Raw genomic sequence first — 16,230 nt, 5'->3', positions numbered from 1 at the left:
AAGAACACTTGAAAAAGAATTCCACAAAAATAATAGCATTTATCCTAATAGCAATATTTATTTGCGCTTGTGATGCTGTAAAAAGAGTTCCTGATGGAAAAAATCTTCTTGTTAAAAATACTATTCTTGTAAATGGCAAGTCAACTAACGACGAAACGGCCTTCAATCAAATGTATCAAAAACCAAACGGTACCCTATTAGGATATCGTCTTCGTTTAAACTTATACAACTTAGCCAATTTAAATCCGGATTCTACCTACAAGGCTAAATTCAAAAACAATCCGGGGTTGTACGAACGCCAGTCCAAACTTTTATCGGCCAAACAAGTCGATCGTCTTGGACAATCTTTCCTGTACAAAGGTATTCATGAATTCCTAAAAAGCACCGGTGAAGCACCCGTAATTATTGACACTGCCAAAACAAAGAAAACACTTCTGCGTCTAAAATACTATTATTTTAACAATGGTTATTTTAAGGTAGCAACAGATTATAGCATTGACAGTGTCGGAAGAAAGAAAGCCAAAATAAATTACAATATTGCAACTGGCCCTGCCTACACTTTAGACACGATTAAAACCAAAATAATGACTCCTGCGTTAGACTCATTGTATCGGATTAATAATGACCCTTCGGCTATAAAATCAGGAAAACAATACAAAACCAGTGATTTTGAAGAAGAAAAAAACCGTCTTACAACCTATTTCAGAAACCACGGAGCCTATTATTTTCAGCCTACCTATGTGACTTTTGACATCGATACTATTGGCAAAAAGGACAAAGCCAATGTAATGCTGATTGTAAACAACAACAACATTCAGGAAAGAGATTCCAGCAGAACAGAGCCTTTTAAATTGTACAAAATTAGCGATGTAAACATCTACACCGATTATTCTGCTGCAAATGCCAAAAACAAAATTACAGACAGCACTACTTACAACAACTTCAACCTATACAGTTATAAAAAACTGAAATACAAACCACGCGCCATTACCGATGCGGTTTTTATCAATAAGGGAAGTACTTTTTCGGATACCAGAACGACCCTTTCTTCAAGATCGCTGAACAACTTGAAAATTTTCAATTACCCGTCTATTCAATATGAAGTGGACAAACGCGACTCGACCGCACAGTCCTTAATTGCGAATGTTTACCTTACGCCAAGAAAGAAATACAGCTTTGGAGCTACTTTTGACGTTACACACTCTAATATTCAAGATTTTGGTATCGGAGCCAGTATTTCCGAAACAATCCGAAACGTTTTTAACAGAGCTGAAACTTTAGAAATTTCGACCCGTTTGAATTTAGGTTCATCGCGCGATATGGCGAATCCGAACAACAATTTCTTCAACGTTTCGGAGTATGGTGTTGATTTAAAACTAAATTTCCCAAGAATCTTATTGCCTTTTGGAACTGAAAAAATTATTCCAAAAAGAATGATTCCTTCCACCAGTATTGCCGGAGGTTTTTCCAAACAAAGAAACATTGGTCTGGACAAAGAAAATTTCACCGGAGGAATTGCTTACAACTGGTCTCCTAAACGAGGGAATACAGCAAAATTTGAATTGCTTAATGCACAATTCGTACGCAATTTAAATCCGAATAACTACTTTAACGTATATACTTCTTCCTATAGAGAACTTAACAATATCGGTAAAAACTACAATATAAACGACTCCTATTTCGACAACACTACCGACAAAAATCTTACTATTCCTGAAGGAACTGCCGGATTTACTAGTGATGTATTATCCCGAAAAACAACCCTGACTCCTTCAGATCCAAACTATAGAGATGTAGAAAGCATAGAAGAAAGAAGGATTCGTCTGACTGAAAATGACTTTATTTTAGCCACCAGCTATAGTTTTACCAAAACCACTAAAAAAGATCTTGCCGATAATACTTTTTATCAGTTTAAAACCAAAATAGAATCGGCTGGTAGTTTGTTATCTGCTATTTCGCGTGTTGGGAACTTTCAGAAAAACGGAAACGGTAATTATGAAATTTTCAATCTGGAGTATTCAGAATACATCAAAACCGAATTTGACTATATCAAACACTGGGATTTTGGAAAAGAAAAAGTACTGGCTGTACGAAGCTTTTTCGGAATTGCGATTCCATTTGGAAACTCAAACTACATTCCGTTCTCACGAAGTTATTATGCAGGAGGTTCAAATGACAACCGTGCATGGCAGCCCTATGCTTTGGGTCCGGGAAGTACCGATGCCGTAAACGATTTTAATGAGGCCAATATGAAAATTGCAATGAGTGCTGAACTTCGTTTTAAAATTTTTGGTGCTGTTAAAGGAGCCATCTTCGCAGACGCCGGAAATATCTGGAATGTGCTCGATAATGTGGTTGACGAGAAGGCAAAATTCTCTGGCGTAAACGATTTAGCTGAAATTGCGTTGGGTACAGGATTTGGTTTACGCTACGATTTGAGCTTTTTTGTTATTCGTTTGGATATGGGCTTTAAGACCTATAACCCAGCACATGAGAAGGGAGATCGCTGGTTTAAAGAATACAATTTTGGTCACTCGGTTTTAAATTTTGGAATAAATTATCCATTCTAATGCTAATTAATTCTTATTTTTGCAACCTAAAAACTAAAAACAACTAAAAAAAATTACAATGGCACACAATATTAAACCAGGGGTAGCTACAGGAGATCAGGTTCAGGAGATTTTTAACTATGCGAAAGAAAAAGGATTTGCTTTACCTGCAGTAAACGTTACTGGTTCAAGTACAATCAATGGAGTTCTTGAAACTGCTGCAAAATTAAATGCACCGGTTATTATTCAATTCTCTAACGGAGGAGCACAATTTAACGCTGGAAAAGGATTATCTAATGCAGGAGAGAAAGCAGCAATCGCTGGTGGAATCGCCGGAGCAAAACACATTCATACTTTGGCAGAAGCTTACGGAGCAACTGTAATTCTTCATACTGACCACTGTGCAAAAAAATTATTACCTTGGATTGATGGTTTATTAGATGCTTCTGAAAAACATTTTGCAGAAACAGGAAAACCATTATACAGTTCACATATGATCGATTTGTCTGAAGAGCCAATCGAAGAAAACATCGAAATCTGTAAAGAGTACCTGGCAAGAATGAGCAAAATGGGAATGACATTAGAAATCGAACTTGGTATTACAGGTGGTGAAGAAGATGGCGTTGACAACTCTGATGTTGACAGTTCAAAATTATACACTCAGCCAGAAGAAGTAGCTTATGCTTATGAAGAATTATCTAAAATAAGCCCTAAGTTTACAATTGCTGCTGCTTTTGGAAACGTTCACGGTGTTTACAAACCAGGAAACGTAAAATTGACTCCGAAAATCTTAAAAAATTCTCAGGATTTCGTTCAAAACAAATTCAACACTGGTCATAACCCGGTAGATTTTGTTTTCCACGGAGGTTCAGGTTCTACACTTGAAGAAATCAGAGAAGCAATTGGATACGGAGTAATCAAAATGAATATCGATACCGATTTACAATTTGCATACACAGAAGGAATTCGTGATTATATGGTTAAAAATATTGACTATTTAAAAACTCAAATTGGTAACCCGGAAGGTGCTGATGTTCCGAACAAAAAATATTATGACCCAAGAAAATGGGTACGTGAAAGCGAAGTAACGTTCAACACGAGACTTGAGCAAGCTTTTGCAGACTTGAATAACGTAAATACATTATAATAAAAAAGTTGAAAGTTTCAGGTTTCAAGTTTCAGGTTTCGCAACTTGAAACTTGAAGCCTGAAACAAAAAAAACATTCAATATGGCTTGGTTTAAAAGACAGGAAAAAGGGATTACAACTGCTACTGAAGATAAGATGGACGTTCCGAAAGGATTGTGGTACAAATCTCCTACAGGAAAAATTATTGACGCTGACGAATTAGCCCGAAACTTATTTGTAAGCCCGGAAGATGATTTTCATGTTCGAATTGGAAGCGCAACCTATTTTGAAATTTTATTCGACAATAATGAGTTTGTTGAATTAGATAAAAACATGACTTCTAAAGATCCTCTGCATTTTGTGGATACAAAAAAATACGCAGAACGATTGAAAGACGTAATGGAGAAAACACACTTAAAGGACGCAGTGCGTACCGGAGTGGGAAAATCTAAAGGAAAAGAACTTGTAATTTGCTGTATGGATTTTGCCTTTATTGGTGGATCTATGGGAGCTGTTGTGGGAGAAAAAATCGCCAGAGGTATTGATCACGCGATCAAAAACAAATTGCCTTTTGTAATGATTTCAAAATCAGGTGGTGCACGTATGATGGAAGCCGCTTATTCGTTAATGCAGCTGGCTAAAACATCTGTGAAATTAGCGCAATTAGCAGAAGCTAAATTACCATACATCTCACTTTGTACAGATCCAACTACCGGAGGAACAACCGCATCATACGCTATGTTAGGAGACATCAACATCTCTGAGCCAGGTGCTTTGATTGGTTTCGCTGGTCCACGTGTAGTTCGTGACACAACTGGTAAAGATTTACCGGAAGGTTTTCAAACTGCCGAGTTCTTATTAGAGCACGGTTTCCTTGACTTTATCACGCCAAGAAAAGAATTGAAAGACAAAATCAATTTGTATATCGATTTGATTCAGAATAATGATATTAGATAGTTTTTAAACTTCTAAATACACAAAATCCCAAGGAAATTTTCTTGGGATTTTTTTTGTTTATGCGGAATAATATGTGCCGTTCCTACGGAACTCATGAATGCGCAATTCATCATATTCAACGGAATAAATTCCGTTGCTACAAAATATTTCGTTCCTACGGAACTTTAAATATGGCGTTTCATCTCTCAACGGAATAATTTCCATTACTACCCACATTTCATTCCTTCGGAATTTTTCTTAACTTGTAATCGTAATGATTAAATAATATTTGTCTGAAAAATTGTATTTTTATCAATACTTGTTAATCCCTCAAAATCTAACTTTAAAATCGTAACCTTATGAAAAAGATTGTTTATCTGGCCTTAATTATGCTAGCATCACTCTCCATCCAGGCACAAACGTCAAAAGAACTTATAGGAAAATGGCAACTGGTAAAACTTACTAAAAACGGAAAAGAAAAAGACATCAAAGAGAAATTCAATAGCGATCAGGTTTTTCAGGTCTTCAACGAAGATGGAAAATTTACAGGAATTGTAGGAGAAAAAAGCATCAACGGCAAATGGAAACTCTCCAAAGACAACGCTATTTTAACTGTTACGGTTGATTTAATGCCTGTGAAATTTCAAATTGAATACTTCGATAGTCAAAAACGTGTAGTTACCCAGGATCAGCTTGGAACTTTAGAATACAAAAAGGTAGACAACTAATACGTCAAAAAACCTCATAATAAGTCACACACCTAATAAAGATAAAAAGTCCGCAAAGCTCCAAGACAAACTTTACGGACTTTTTTTATGTGATTAAGCTTCGAAGGAATATACTATTTATAACAAAAAACTCAAAATCTTAGCACCTCACAACCTTAGCTACTTCAAAGAAGCCATATCAATTACAAAACGATACTTCACATCACTTTTATTCATACGATCGTAAGCTTCATTAATGTAGGCCATATCGATAATTTCAACATCAGAAGTAATATTATGTTCAGCACAGTAATCTAACATTTCCTGCGTTTCTTTTATCCCTCCTATTAAACTTCCAATGATACTTCTTCTTTTCATAATCAAAGTAAAAACAGGAATTTCGGCAGGTGCGGGAGGAGCTCCAACAACAATCATGGTTCCGTTAGTCGTTAACAAATTCAGATAGGCATTATGGTCATGTTTTGCTGAAACGGTATTGAGGATAAAATCGAAGCTATTCGCTAACGACTCCATTGTCTCAGGATTTGAGGTTAACGCAAATTTATGCGCTCCTAATTTCTTCGCATCTGCTTCTTTTGAAGGAGAGTGACTCAACATAGTAACTTCGGCACCAAAAGAGACTGCAAATTTCACCGCCATATGTCCTAAACCGCCAAGTCCCAAAACTCCAACTTTATGTCCTTTGCCTACTTTTAAATAGCGTAATGGAGAGTAAGTAGTAATCCCGGCACACAGTAACGGGGCAACTCCTCTTATGTCGAGCTTTTCAGAAACGTGAAGGGTATAGCTTTCATCCACAATAATACTGTTTGAATATCCGCCGCGTGTTGGAATATTGGTTCCTCTTTCAACACTGTTATAAGTTCCTGTCATTCCTTCATCGCAAAACTGTTCTTCACCCGACTGACAGCTCGGACAAACTCTGCAGGAATCTACAAAACAACCTACCCCTGCCAGTTCTCCAACTTTAAACTTAGAGACTTCACTTCCAACAGCTACAATTCGGCCCACAATTTCGTGACCTGGGACTAAGGGATAGTCAACAGGCCCCCAGTCGCCTTTTGCAGTATGAATATCAGAATGGCAAACGCCACTGTATAAAATTTCGATCTGAACCTGATGAGCACCAACTTCTTTTCTTTCAAACGTATAAGGTTTTAACGGATTTACAGCATCATAGGCTGCATAAGCTTTTACTGGTATCATATTATCGCTTTTTAAATTAGGGTATTAAAATTACGATAAAATTCAACAGCAAAGCCAAAATTAAAGTGCTTCGGAAATGATTTTTTCTGTAATGGGATTACATTCCGGTTCGAATCGCTTCCACCGGATCTAGATTTGCAGCAGAAATCGCCGGCAGTATCCCCGAAATTAATCCGATAAGCGCCGCCAGTCCGGTTCCTAAAATGATATTTCCGGCACTTAAAACAAATTCGAAGTCAAGTACTTTTGTCAAAACAAACGCAATACCCCAAACCATCAGCAAGCCAATTATACCGCCAATAACAGAAAGAATAACCGCTTCGAATAAAAACTGAAACAAAATAAATCGATTTTTAGCTCCCAGGGATTTCTGAATTCCAATTAAATGAGTTCGTTCTTTTACGGATACAAACATAATATTGGCAATTCCGAACCCGCCAACCAAAAGAGAAAATCCGCTGATAATCCATCCCACAACATTCATTTGTCCCAAAATTCCGTCTATAAAATCGGTAAATCCGGAAAGTACATTAATAAAGAAATTATCTATTTCGCCGGCTTTCATACCGCGAATAGCTCTTATTTTTTGTGCAACCTGCGCTTTATAAGCATCCATGTCTACCCCTTTTTCCGGTTTCACAACAATTACGGGAGTCATAGCATCGCTGTCACCATACATTCGGCGTAAAAAATTGACCGGCAGATAAACCGATGTATCATTACTGTCTCCAAAGAAACCCGCCCCCTGTTTTGCAATTACACCAATAACCGTAAAACGCTGTCCGTACAAACGAATATCTTTTCCAATCGGATCACTTGTGCCGAAAAGTCCCTCGGCAATTTCGTAACCCAAAACAATAACGGCTTTACCGGAGTTGGACTCTGATTCATTATAAAACCTTCCTGTTTCAAAGCTCAATCCTTCAATATCTACAATTTCGCTTGACGAAGGAATAATATTGACATCACTAACGGTTTTTGAATCGTATTTTAAACTCTCGTGTTTTACAAAAAGCTGATACGCTACCTGATCGGTATTTGTTAACGAGTTCTTCAACCCTACATATTCATCGTATTTTACATTTGGGAACTGATCTCTTTTCCATTGTGGAATTTCGGAAGGCCCAAAACTAAACTTCATTAAATAAATTGTATTTTTATCCAAGCTGCTCAAATCCTTAGAAATTTTACGATCTAAAGAATCAACTGCCGCCAAAACAGCGATAATTGAAAAAATCCCAATTGTTACTCCTAACAAAGACAATAAAGTTCGCAGTTTATTATTTCGCAAAGCATTAACAGCAAAGCTCAAACTTTCTTTTAATAATCTAAGATAAACCAGCATATAGTCGTATTTTTCAATAAAGTAAAATTCAATAATTTAAAATCAAAAACCTAATAAAAGTTAACTTACTCATCAGTAGATTTTTTTAGCATAATGTTACATTAATTTTCTTTAAAATAATGTTTAAAAAAACTACTTTTGCAGTCTCAAAAATCATAACTACACGATGAGCACAACTAAAACAATACAATCGGCATTAATATCTGTTTTTTCAAAAGACGGTTTAGAGCCAATCGTTAGAAAATTACACGAACAAAATGTAACACTTTACTCGACCGGAGGAACCGAAGACTTTATAAAAAATCTTGGTATTCCTGTAGTTCCTGTTGAAGATATTACTTCTTTCCCTGAAATTCTTGGAGGAAGAGTAAAAACATTACACCCGAAAATCTTTGGTGGAATTTTAAACCGTCAGGATAACGAAAGTGACGTTCAGCAAATGAAGGAATTTGATATTCCGCAAATCGATTTGGTAATTGTTGATTTGTATCCGTTTGAAAAAACAGTTGCCTCAGGTGCAAGCGAGCAGGATATTATTGAAAAAATTGACATTGGTGGAATTTCATTAATCCGTGCCGGTGCAAAAAACTTCAAAGACACGGTAATTGTAGCTTCGGTAAACGAGTACAGCCTGCTTTTAGATTTGATTACGACACAAAATGGAGCCACGACTCTTGAAAACAGAAGATTGCTTGCTACAAAAGCTTTCCACGTTTCTTCTCACTACGACGGTGCTATTTTTAACTATTTCAATACTGACGAAACCATTTACAAAGAAAGTATTGCAGATGGTCAGATTTTAAGATACGGGGAAAACCCTCATCAAAAAGGATTTTTCTTTGGTGATTTTGACGCTATGTTCAACAAAGTTCACGGAAAAGAATTATCCTACAACAACTTATTAGATGTTGATGCCGCAGTAAACTTAATCAATGAGTTTAAAACTGACGGACCAACATTTGCGATTTTAAAACACAACAATGCTTGTGGTTTAGCTTCCAGAAAAACAATTAGCGAGGCTTATTTAGCGGCTTTGGCTTGTGATCCTACATCAGCTTTTGGAGGTGTTTTGATTGCAAATACTAAAATCGACCTTGATACCGCACAGGAAATCAACAAGTTATTCTGCGAAGTGGTAATTGCCCCAGCTTATGATGAAGAAGCAATTGCTGTTTTACAAGAAAAGAAAAACAGAATCATTTTAATTCAAAATGAAGTTGAATTACCTTCAAGACAAGTAAGAACATGTCTTAATGGTTTGTTAATTCAGGACAGAAATAATATTACAGATACTAAAGAGCATTTAAAAACCGTTACTATTACAGAGCCTACAGCTGAAGAGATAGAAGATTTAATATTTGCTTCAAAAATTTGTAAAAACACCAAATCAAATACAATCGTATTTGCTAAAAACGGAACATTAATTTCGTCAGGAACAGGTCAGACCTCAAGAGTAGATGCTTTAGTTCAGGCAGTTGACAAAGCAAAAGCTTTTGGATTTGATTTAACCGGTGCTTCAATGGCAAGTGATGCATTTTTTCCGTTTCCGGATTGTGTAGAATTAGCCAAAAAAGCAGGAATAACTGCTGTTATTCAGCCAGGAGGCTCAATAAAAGACGAATTAAGCATAAATTATTGCAATGAAAACAATCTTGCAATGGTATTTACGGGAACACGTCATTTTAAACATTAATTTGTTTAACTTTGTTCAAAATAATTTATAACATTTTAAACCCCTAAAAAACTTATGGGATTTTTTGATTTCATGACCGAGGATATTGCGATAGACCTTGGTACCGCAAACACTTTAATCATACATAATGATAAAGTTGTTATTGATAGTCCGTCGATCGTTGCACGTGATAGAATATCAGGCAAAATCATTGCTGTTGGTAAGGAAGCCAATATGATGCAAGGTAAAACGCATGAAAACATCAAGACCATAAGGCCTTTGAAGGATGGTGTAATTGCAGATTTTGATGCTTCAGAAAAGATGATCAACATGTTCATCAAAAGTATACCGGCATTGAAGAAAAGAATGTTTACTCCAGCTTTAAGAATGGTGGTTTGTATTCCTTCCGGTATTACCGAAGTGGAGATGAGAGCGGTAAAAGAATCTTGTGAAAGAGTAAACGGAAAAGAAGTTTACTTAATTCACGAGCCAATGGCAGCAGCAATTGGTATTGGTATCGATATCATGCAACCAAAAGGAAACATGATTGTTGATATTGGAGGAGGTACTACTGAAATTGCAGTTATTGCATTAGGTGGAATTGTATGTGACAAATCTGTAAAAATTGCAGGTGACGTTTTCACAAACGATATCGTTTATTATATGCGTACACAACACAACCTTTTTGTTGGAGAGAGTACTGCTGAAAAAATAAAAATTCAAATTGGTGCCGCCATCGAAGATTTAGACGGACCACCAGAAGATATGTCAGTTCAGGGTAGAGATTTACTTACCGGTAAACCAAAACAAGTAGACGTTTCTTACCGTGAGATCGCGAAAGCACTTGACAAATCAATTCAACGTATCGAAGATGCGGTAATGGAAACATTATCTCAGACTCCACCTGAATTAGCAGCCGATATTTACAATACTGGTATTTATTTAGCGGGTGGTGGATCGATGTTAAGAGGTCTTGACAAACGTATTTCACAAAAAACAGATTTACCTGTTTATATTGCTGAAGACCCGTTAAGAGCAGTTGTTCGCGGAACCGGAATGGCGCTTAAAAACATTGCGAAATTTAAAAGTATCTTAATCAAATAAGATTCAAAATAACAATCAATATATTTTTATTAGAGTTGAATTCAAACGTTCAACTCTAATAAATTTTGAAACCAAAAGCATATCCTGAAACAAAATAACCAAACAAGAAATGCAGCAAATTTTTAATTTCATTATAAGAAACAGTAATCGATTGCTGTTTTTGCTGCTTTTAGGTATTTCGTTAGCGCTCTCAGTTCAATCACATTCTTATCACAGAAGTAAAATAATCAGTTCGGCTAATTTTTTAACCGGAGGTGTTTATGAGAAAATCAATCACGTAAACGAATACTTGAACTTAAGAACTGAAAATGACGAACTTGTACTTGAAAACGCAAGATTAAAAAGTCTATTATTCAACAAACAAGACACCACAAAACTACCTTTAGCAGACAGCGTAAAAGGAGTTAAACCTGCGGATATTATTGTTTCAAAAGTAATTCACAACTCCTACAACACTCACGAAAATTTTATCACGCTTAACTCGGGATCAAATGATGGTGTAAAACCAGACATGGGAGTTATTAATAGCTTAGGAATTATTGGAGTGGTAGACAATACTTCACCAAGATATGCAACTGTAGTGAGTATTTTGAATATGAAATCACAGATCAACGCTAAACTAAAAAAGACAAATCACTTTGGTTCTTTAACCTGGGATGGAAAAAGCACGGGATTTGTGCAGCTGGAAGATGTTCCGAGACTAGCTTCTGTTAGAAAAGGAGATACGATCGTAACCGGTGGGCAATCTGTAATTTTCCCGGAAGGAATTAATATCGGTACTGTAGAAAATATATACAAAAAAGAAAATTCAAGTTTTTATGTCATAAAAGTTAAGCTATTTAACGATATGACCAATCTTGGACACGTATACATCATCAAGAGTAAGGACAGAGAAGAACTTATTAATTTAGAAAACAAGGGAAAAAATGAATAGCGCTTTGTTACTCAATATTTTTCGATTTATTATGTTACTAGCAATTCAGGTTGTTATTTTCAATAATATGAATTTTTTAGGGTACATAAGTCCCTTCCCATACATCTTGTACATTATTTTGTATCCGGTTAACAGCAACAGAACCGGCTTGATTGTATCGAGCTTTTTGCTTGGAATTATCATGGACATGTTTTGCAATTCGGGCGGAATTCACGCAACAGCCTGTCTTGTACTTGCGTATTACAGGCCGTACATTTTTAAATTCTCGTTTGGACTTAGCTACGAATATCAAACCATTAAACTGAATGATTCCTTAACCCCGGAAAGGTTTTCTTTTATTCTCGTTTCTGTCGTATTGCATCATATCGTATTGTTTGTATTAGAAGCTTTTCAGTTTAAATTTATTCTGGATGTTTTACTCCGAACTTTATTTAGCTCTATCTTTACAATAATCACCTCCATTATCATAATTTACCTTATTAAGCCTAATAAACGATGAGAAAAGTCCTGCTGCCCTCTTTAATTATTATTGCAGCATCTTTGCTAGTGATCAGGATCTTTTATTTGCAAATTATTGATGATACCTTTAAGTTAAAATCCGAAAATAACGCAATAAAGAAAAAATACGACTATCCTGAAAGAGGTTATATTTATGACCGACACGGGAAATTATTAGTTGCCAATCAGGCCTCTTATGATATCATGGTAATTCCGAGAGAAATCAAGGAAGACCTTAATATTCCTGAATTCTGTGCTTTATTAAACATTACACGAGAAGATTACGACAAACGAATTGCCAAAGCCAAGGTATACAGCCCAAGGCTTCCTTCGGTATTTTTAGCACAGCTGAACAAAAATGAGTTTGCCGCTTTTCAGGAGAAAATTCGAAAATACGAAGGGTTCTATTTTCAAAAACGTTCGCTTCGTGACTATGACGTAGACTACGGCGCAAACATCTTTGGCTTCATCACACAGGTAAACGAACGACAAATTGCCAAAAATCCATATTACAATAGTGGAGATTTAATTGGAAAACAAGGTGTTGAAGAAAGCTATGAAGATATTTTACGCGGTATTAAAGGTGTAAAATACATTCAGAAAGACAAATACAACAGAGAAATTGGCTCTTACAAAGAGGGTAAATACGATACTATCGCCGTAGCCGGAGAAGACATCAACCTCACAATCGATGCCGAACTTCAGAAATACGGAGAAGAATTAATGATCAATAAAAGAGGTGGTATTGTTGCTATCGAACCTAAAAGCGGTGAGATTCTGGCATTAGTAACCGCGCCTTCTTATGATCCCGGAATTTTAGTTGGAAGACAGCGTTCTAAAAACTATACCCTTTTGTATCACGATTCGATCGCAAAACCACTGTACGACAGAGGACTTTTGGCCGAGTATCCTCCGGGTTCTCCATTTAAAATCCTGACAGGTCTGGTTGCTTTGCAGGAAGGCGTTATCAACGAACAAACCACCTTTATGTGCCACCATGGATTTAGCTATGGTAGAGGGCGTTTTATGAAATGTCACGGTTTTGGACCTCATCAGTTGCATAACGGAATTTACAATTCCTGTAACACCTATTTCGCACAATCTTATATGTTGACCATAAACAAATACAACAATCCGGCTAAGGCGGTAGATGTTTGGAGTGATCACGTAAAAAGTTTTGGACTAGGACAGTTTATGGGCTATGATTTGCCAACAGGTAAAAAAGGAAACATTCCGACATCCAAAACCTATAAACGAATTTATCCTAACGGAGGATGGAGAAGCACCACTATCGTATCGAATTCTATTGGCCAGGGAGAGGTTTTAATGACCCCTATTCAATTGGCAAATATGATGGCAACTGTAGCCAATCAGGGTTACTATTACACGCCTCATATCATTAAAAAAATTGAAGGAAGAAAAATTGATGCTAAATTTACCACCAAACACGTTACCTCAATTGACCAAAAATATTTCCCACCGGTCATCAGCGGTTTGTTTGACGTTTACAACAAAGGAACAGCTTATGCGCTTCGCGTAGAGGGTATTGATATTTGCGGTAAAACGGGTACAGCAGAAAATTTTGCAAAGATTAACGGAAAAAGAACACAGCTTAAAGACCACTCTATATTTGTTGCTTTTGCCCCTAAAGACAATCCTAAAATTGCAATTGCAATTATGATTGAAAATGGAGGATTTGGAGCTACAGTAGCGGGTCCGATTGCCAGTTTAATGATTGAAAAATACCTGAGACATAAAATCACAAGAACCGATTTGGAAACCAGGGTTTTAAACAAAAGTTTGGCCAGTGAATATGCGAAACTTGGCGGTATGAACGAAGCCAGCGCAATTGAATCTACGCCAAAAGATTCCCTTTTAAAAGCTAAAATTGTTACTCCTAAACCGGTAACACCTAAAGCAGAAGTTAAAAAAACAGTATCAGACACCACTAAAAAGAACTAACAAAGATTATTTCAAATGAAAAATCAAAGTGTAAAAAATAACATTGACTGGATAAGCGTTTTTATCTACATTTCGTTGGTGATATTAGGGTGGCTAAATATCTATTCCTCATCATTATTATCAACAGAAGGAACTTATCAAAAACAATTAATCTTTATTGGATGTACCGTCCCTTTGATTTTTGTGGTACTTTTTGTGGATGGAAAGTTCTATGAAAAATACGCCAGTATTATTTTTGGAGTTTCCTTATTATCCTTAGCCGGTTTGTTTCTCTTTGGAAAAACGATTGCCGGACAGCGTTGTTGGTACGCGATCGGAAGCTTTACTTTACAGCCGTCTGAGTTTGCTAAAGCTGCTACATCATTGGCATTAGCCAAATATTTAAGTGATACACAAATCAACCTGAAAGATACCAACAGACAAATTCAGGCCCTCGCCATTGTATTTTTACCGGTATTATTGATCTTACCTCAACCCGATCCGGGAAGTGCCCTAATCTATAGTATTTTTATTGTTGTATTGTACAGAGAAGGTTTACCATCCTGGTACGTATGGACTGGTTTTATCACCATTCTATTGTTTGTATTAACACTTGTTCTGGAACCTTATGTTGTTGTTCTAATTTCCTTGGGAGTTTTAACGATCATACATTTCAAAGGAAGAGTGGTTGACCGAAACATTATCTTAAGCGGTATTCTTTTGCTTGTTATCTCAGGTTTTGTTTTCTCTGTAGATTACGTTTTTGATAACGTTTTCAAACAGCACCACCGTGACCGTTTTAATATCTTATTAGGAAAAAGTGTGGACATGAAAGGTATTGGATACAACACCAATCAGTCCGAAATTGCTATTGGATCAGGAGGATGGATTGGAAAAGGTTTCCTTGAAGGAACACAAACCAAAGGAGGATTCGTTCCGGAACAGCACACCGATTACATTTTTACAACCGTTGGTGAAGAATGGGGTTTTGCAGGATCTTTAGTAGTAATCGCACTTTTCGTAGGGCTATTTCTAAGAGTCATTTACCTGGCCGAAAGACAAAAAACAAAATTCAGCAGGGTCTATGGCTATTGTGTTGCAGGAATTTTATTTACGCACTTCTTTGTTAATATTGCCATGGTTATTGGAATTTTCCCAACAATTGGAGTTCCTCTGCCCTTCTTTTCTTATGGAGGCTCCGGACTCTGGGGATTCACAATTTTGTTGTTTATCTTCTTAAAAATGGATGCCAACAAAGTGAATGAATGGTAGTTTTTTTTTAAGGCGCTAAGGTTCTGAGGCACTAAGATGCTAAGTTTTTTATTCAGAGGTGCAATGATTCAGAAGTTGATATTTAGAGAGGTTGCATTTCACAACTCACATTTTACATCTCACATTTCACATCTCACAAGAGAAAATATATCCCATAAAAAAAGTCCGAAACTCAACTGTTTCGGACTTTTTTATACCTTTGTTTAATTATATCTTTTCGCTTGGTCTCTTTTTAAAAAGCTTTACCAATACCGGAAATGTAGATATGATTACAATTATAATAATGATGTATTCGATGTGATGTTTTAAATCTATTCCTTCTTTTAGGAACACGCCATATAAATAGTGTCCTGCGAAGATCAGTATAAACGACCAAAGGAAAGAACTCAATACATTATAGAACATAAATTTTTGTTTATCCATAGAAACGATCCCTGCCACAATAGGAGCGAAAGTTCTGAAAATCGGAAGAAAACGCGCATAGATAATTGCTTTTCCGCCGTACTTCTCAAAGAAGTCTTTTGACTGTAATAAGTATTTTTTCTTGAACCAGAAAGAATCTTCTTTTTTGAACAAATAGTAACCGCTTTTGGCTCCAAACCAATATCCGGTCATATTCCCCAAGACTCCCATTATGGCAACAAGGGTTGAAAGTATAAAGACATTAAGAAAATCTGCCGGAATATCGACAACATTTTGCATTAAATCACGGCTGTAAATACCTGCTAAAAAAAGTAAACTGTCTCCCGGAAGAAAAAATCCCGCAAAAAGACCTGTTTCTGCAAAAACTATAAAGAGAACAATAAATAAACCAATTTGAACCCCTCCAATGCTTAATGTTATATAAAATTCAGGGTTGATTAATTGTGTCCAATCAAAATTATTCATAAATGCGTTTGGTTATATTTATAAGTTTGT

The 16,230-nt window shown here is 36.3% G+C and carries 13 protein-coding genes; 10 read left to right on the top strand and 3 right to left on the bottom strand.

From position 1 onward, the window contains the following. Positions 1-8: 8 nt before the first annotated feature. From OLM61_RS09810 to OLM61_RS09795, 4 genes are all read left to right on the top strand, one after another. Positions 9-2,570, top strand: coding sequence for an outer membrane protein assembly factor (locus tag OLM61_RS09810; RefSeq protein ID WP_264526166.1), 2,562 nt, complete (start codon positions 9-11; stop codon positions 2,568-2,570). A 58-nt stretch (positions 2,571-2,628) separates the two neighbouring features. Beyond that, positions 2,629-3,696: a class II fructose-bisphosphate aldolase gene (gene fbaA, locus OLM61_RS09805; protein WP_017498372.1), complete on the top strand. Its 1,068-nt coding sequence runs from the start codon at positions 2,629-2,631 to the stop codon at positions 3,694-3,696. An 82-nt stretch (positions 3,697-3,778) separates the two neighbouring features. Beyond that, positions 3,779-4,633, top strand: a complete 855-nt coding sequence (gene accD / locus OLM61_RS09800; protein ID WP_017498373.1) for an acetyl-CoA carboxylase, carboxyltransferase subunit beta — start codon at positions 3,779-3,781, stop codon at positions 4,631-4,633. Between the two features lie 338 nt (positions 4,634-4,971). Further along, positions 4,972-5,340 carry a DUF5004 domain-containing protein gene (locus tag OLM61_RS09795; RefSeq protein WP_264526165.1) on the top strand — a complete coding sequence of 123 codons (369 nt, stop codon included), beginning with the start codon at positions 4,972-4,974 and terminating at the stop codon, positions 5,338-5,340. Between the two features lie 159 nt (positions 5,341-5,499). Here the strand turns inward: OLM61_RS09795 and OLM61_RS09790 are convergent, their stop codons facing one another. Both OLM61_RS09790 and OLM61_RS09785 read right to left on the bottom strand, forming a co-directional pair. Beyond that, positions 5,500-6,546, bottom strand: coding sequence for an NAD(P)-dependent alcohol dehydrogenase (locus tag OLM61_RS09790; protein WP_264526164.1), 1,047 nt, complete (start codon positions 6,544-6,546; stop codon positions 5,500-5,502). A 97-nt stretch (positions 6,547-6,643) separates the two neighbouring features. Next, positions 6,644-7,891, bottom strand: coding sequence for an ABC transporter permease (locus OLM61_RS09785; RefSeq protein ID WP_264526163.1), 1,248 nt, complete (start codon positions 7,889-7,891; stop codon positions 6,644-6,646). Positions 7,892-8,057: 166 nt separating this feature from the next. Between OLM61_RS09785 and purH the strand changes: the two genes are divergently transcribed. The 6 genes from purH (at position 8,058) to rodA (ending at position 15,312) form a co-directional block, all read left to right on the top strand. After that, a complete protein-coding gene (purH, locus tag OLM61_RS09780) occupies positions 8,058-9,584 on the top strand; it encodes a bifunctional phosphoribosylaminoimidazolecarboxamide formyltransferase/IMP cyclohydrolase (protein ID WP_264526162.1) in 1,527 nt (508 codons plus the stop codon). A 54-nt stretch (positions 9,585-9,638) separates the two neighbouring features. After that, positions 9,639-10,667 (top strand): rod shape-determining protein, encoded by a 1,029-nt coding sequence (locus tag OLM61_RS09775; RefSeq protein ID WP_007804822.1) that lies wholly within the window; start codon positions 9,639-9,641, stop codon positions 10,665-10,667. A 109-nt stretch (positions 10,668-10,776) separates the two neighbouring features. Further along, complete coding sequence (gene mreC, locus OLM61_RS09770; protein WP_264526161.1) at positions 10,777-11,601, top strand: rod shape-determining protein MreC; 825 nt, start codon at positions 10,777-10,779, stop codon at positions 11,599-11,601. Continuing rightward, entirely contained in the window at positions 11,594-12,100 is a 507-nt protein-coding gene (locus OLM61_RS09765) for a rod shape-determining protein MreD (protein WP_264526160.1), read from the top strand. The genes mreC and OLM61_RS09765 overlap by 8 nt, the downstream gene beginning before the upstream one ends. Beyond that, positions 12,097-14,061 (top strand): penicillin-binding protein 2, encoded by a 1,965-nt coding sequence (gene mrdA / locus OLM61_RS09760; RefSeq protein ID WP_264526159.1) that lies wholly within the window; start codon positions 12,097-12,099, stop codon positions 14,059-14,061. Before OLM61_RS09765 ends, mrdA begins: the two co-directional genes overlap by 4 nt. Before the next feature lie 15 nt (positions 14,062-14,076). Continuing rightward, the gene (gene rodA, locus OLM61_RS09755) at positions 14,077-15,312 is read left to right on the top strand and encodes a rod shape-determining protein RodA (RefSeq protein WP_264526158.1); all 1,236 of its coding nucleotides are present in this window, start codon (positions 14,077-14,079) and stop codon (positions 15,310-15,312) included. 207 nt (positions 15,313-15,519) lie between these two features. Here rodA and OLM61_RS09750 read toward each other — a convergent pair whose 3' ends face one another. Continuing rightward, positions 15,520-16,200, bottom strand: coding sequence for a DedA family protein (locus tag OLM61_RS09750; protein WP_173966575.1), 681 nt, complete (start codon positions 16,198-16,200; stop codon positions 15,520-15,522). Positions 16,201-16,230: the final 30 nt, after the last annotated feature.

Source organism: Flavobacterium sp. N502536 (assembly GCF_025947345.1).
GTDB lineage: Bacteria > Bacteroidota > Bacteroidia > Flavobacteriales > Flavobacteriaceae > Flavobacterium.
The sequence above is the reverse complement of the archived record's forward strand: the minus strand, read 5'-3'. Positions and strand labels throughout refer to the sequence as shown.

What these genes read in the sequence shown, in the direction of transcription:
- fbaA (WP_017498372.1), top strand. Translation starts at nt 2,629, where the DNA reads ATGGCACACAATATTAAACCAGGGGTAGCTACAGGAGATCAGGTTCAG.
- accD (WP_017498373.1), top strand. Translation starts at nt 3,779, where the DNA reads ATGGCTTGGTTTAAAAGACAGGAAAAAGGGATTACAACTGCTACTGAA.
- OLM61_RS09795 (WP_264526165.1), top strand. Translation starts at nt 4,972, where the DNA reads ATGAAAAAGATTGTTTATCTGGCCTTAATTATGCTAGCATCACTCTCC.
- OLM61_RS09790 (WP_264526164.1), bottom strand. Translation starts at nt 6,546, where the DNA reads ATGATACCAGTAAAAGCTTATGCAGCCTATGATGCTGTAAATCCGTTA.
- OLM61_RS09785 (WP_264526163.1), bottom strand. Translation starts at nt 7,891, where the DNA reads ATGCTGGTTTATCTTAGATTATTAAAAGAAAGTTTGAGCTTTGCTGTT.
- purH (WP_264526162.1), top strand. Translation starts at nt 8,058, where the DNA reads ATGAGCACAACTAAAACAATACAATCGGCATTAATATCTGTTTTTTCA.
- OLM61_RS09775 (WP_007804822.1), top strand. Translation starts at nt 9,639, where the DNA reads ATGGGATTTTTTGATTTCATGACCGAGGATATTGCGATAGACCTTGGT.
- mreC (WP_264526161.1), top strand. Translation starts at nt 10,777, where the DNA reads ATGCAGCAAATTTTTAATTTCATTATAAGAAACAGTAATCGATTGCTG.
- OLM61_RS09765 (WP_264526160.1), top strand. Translation starts at nt 11,594, where the DNA reads ATGAATAGCGCTTTGTTACTCAATATTTTTCGATTTATTATGTTACTA.
- mrdA (WP_264526159.1), top strand. Translation starts at nt 12,097, where the DNA reads ATGAGAAAAGTCCTGCTGCCCTCTTTAATTATTATTGCAGCATCTTTG.
- rodA (WP_264526158.1), top strand. Translation starts at nt 14,077, where the DNA reads ATGAAAAATCAAAGTGTAAAAAATAACATTGACTGGATAAGCGTTTTT.
- OLM61_RS09750 (WP_173966575.1), bottom strand. Translation starts at nt 16,200, where the DNA reads ATGAATAATTTTGATTGGACACAATTAATCAACCCTGAATTTTATATA.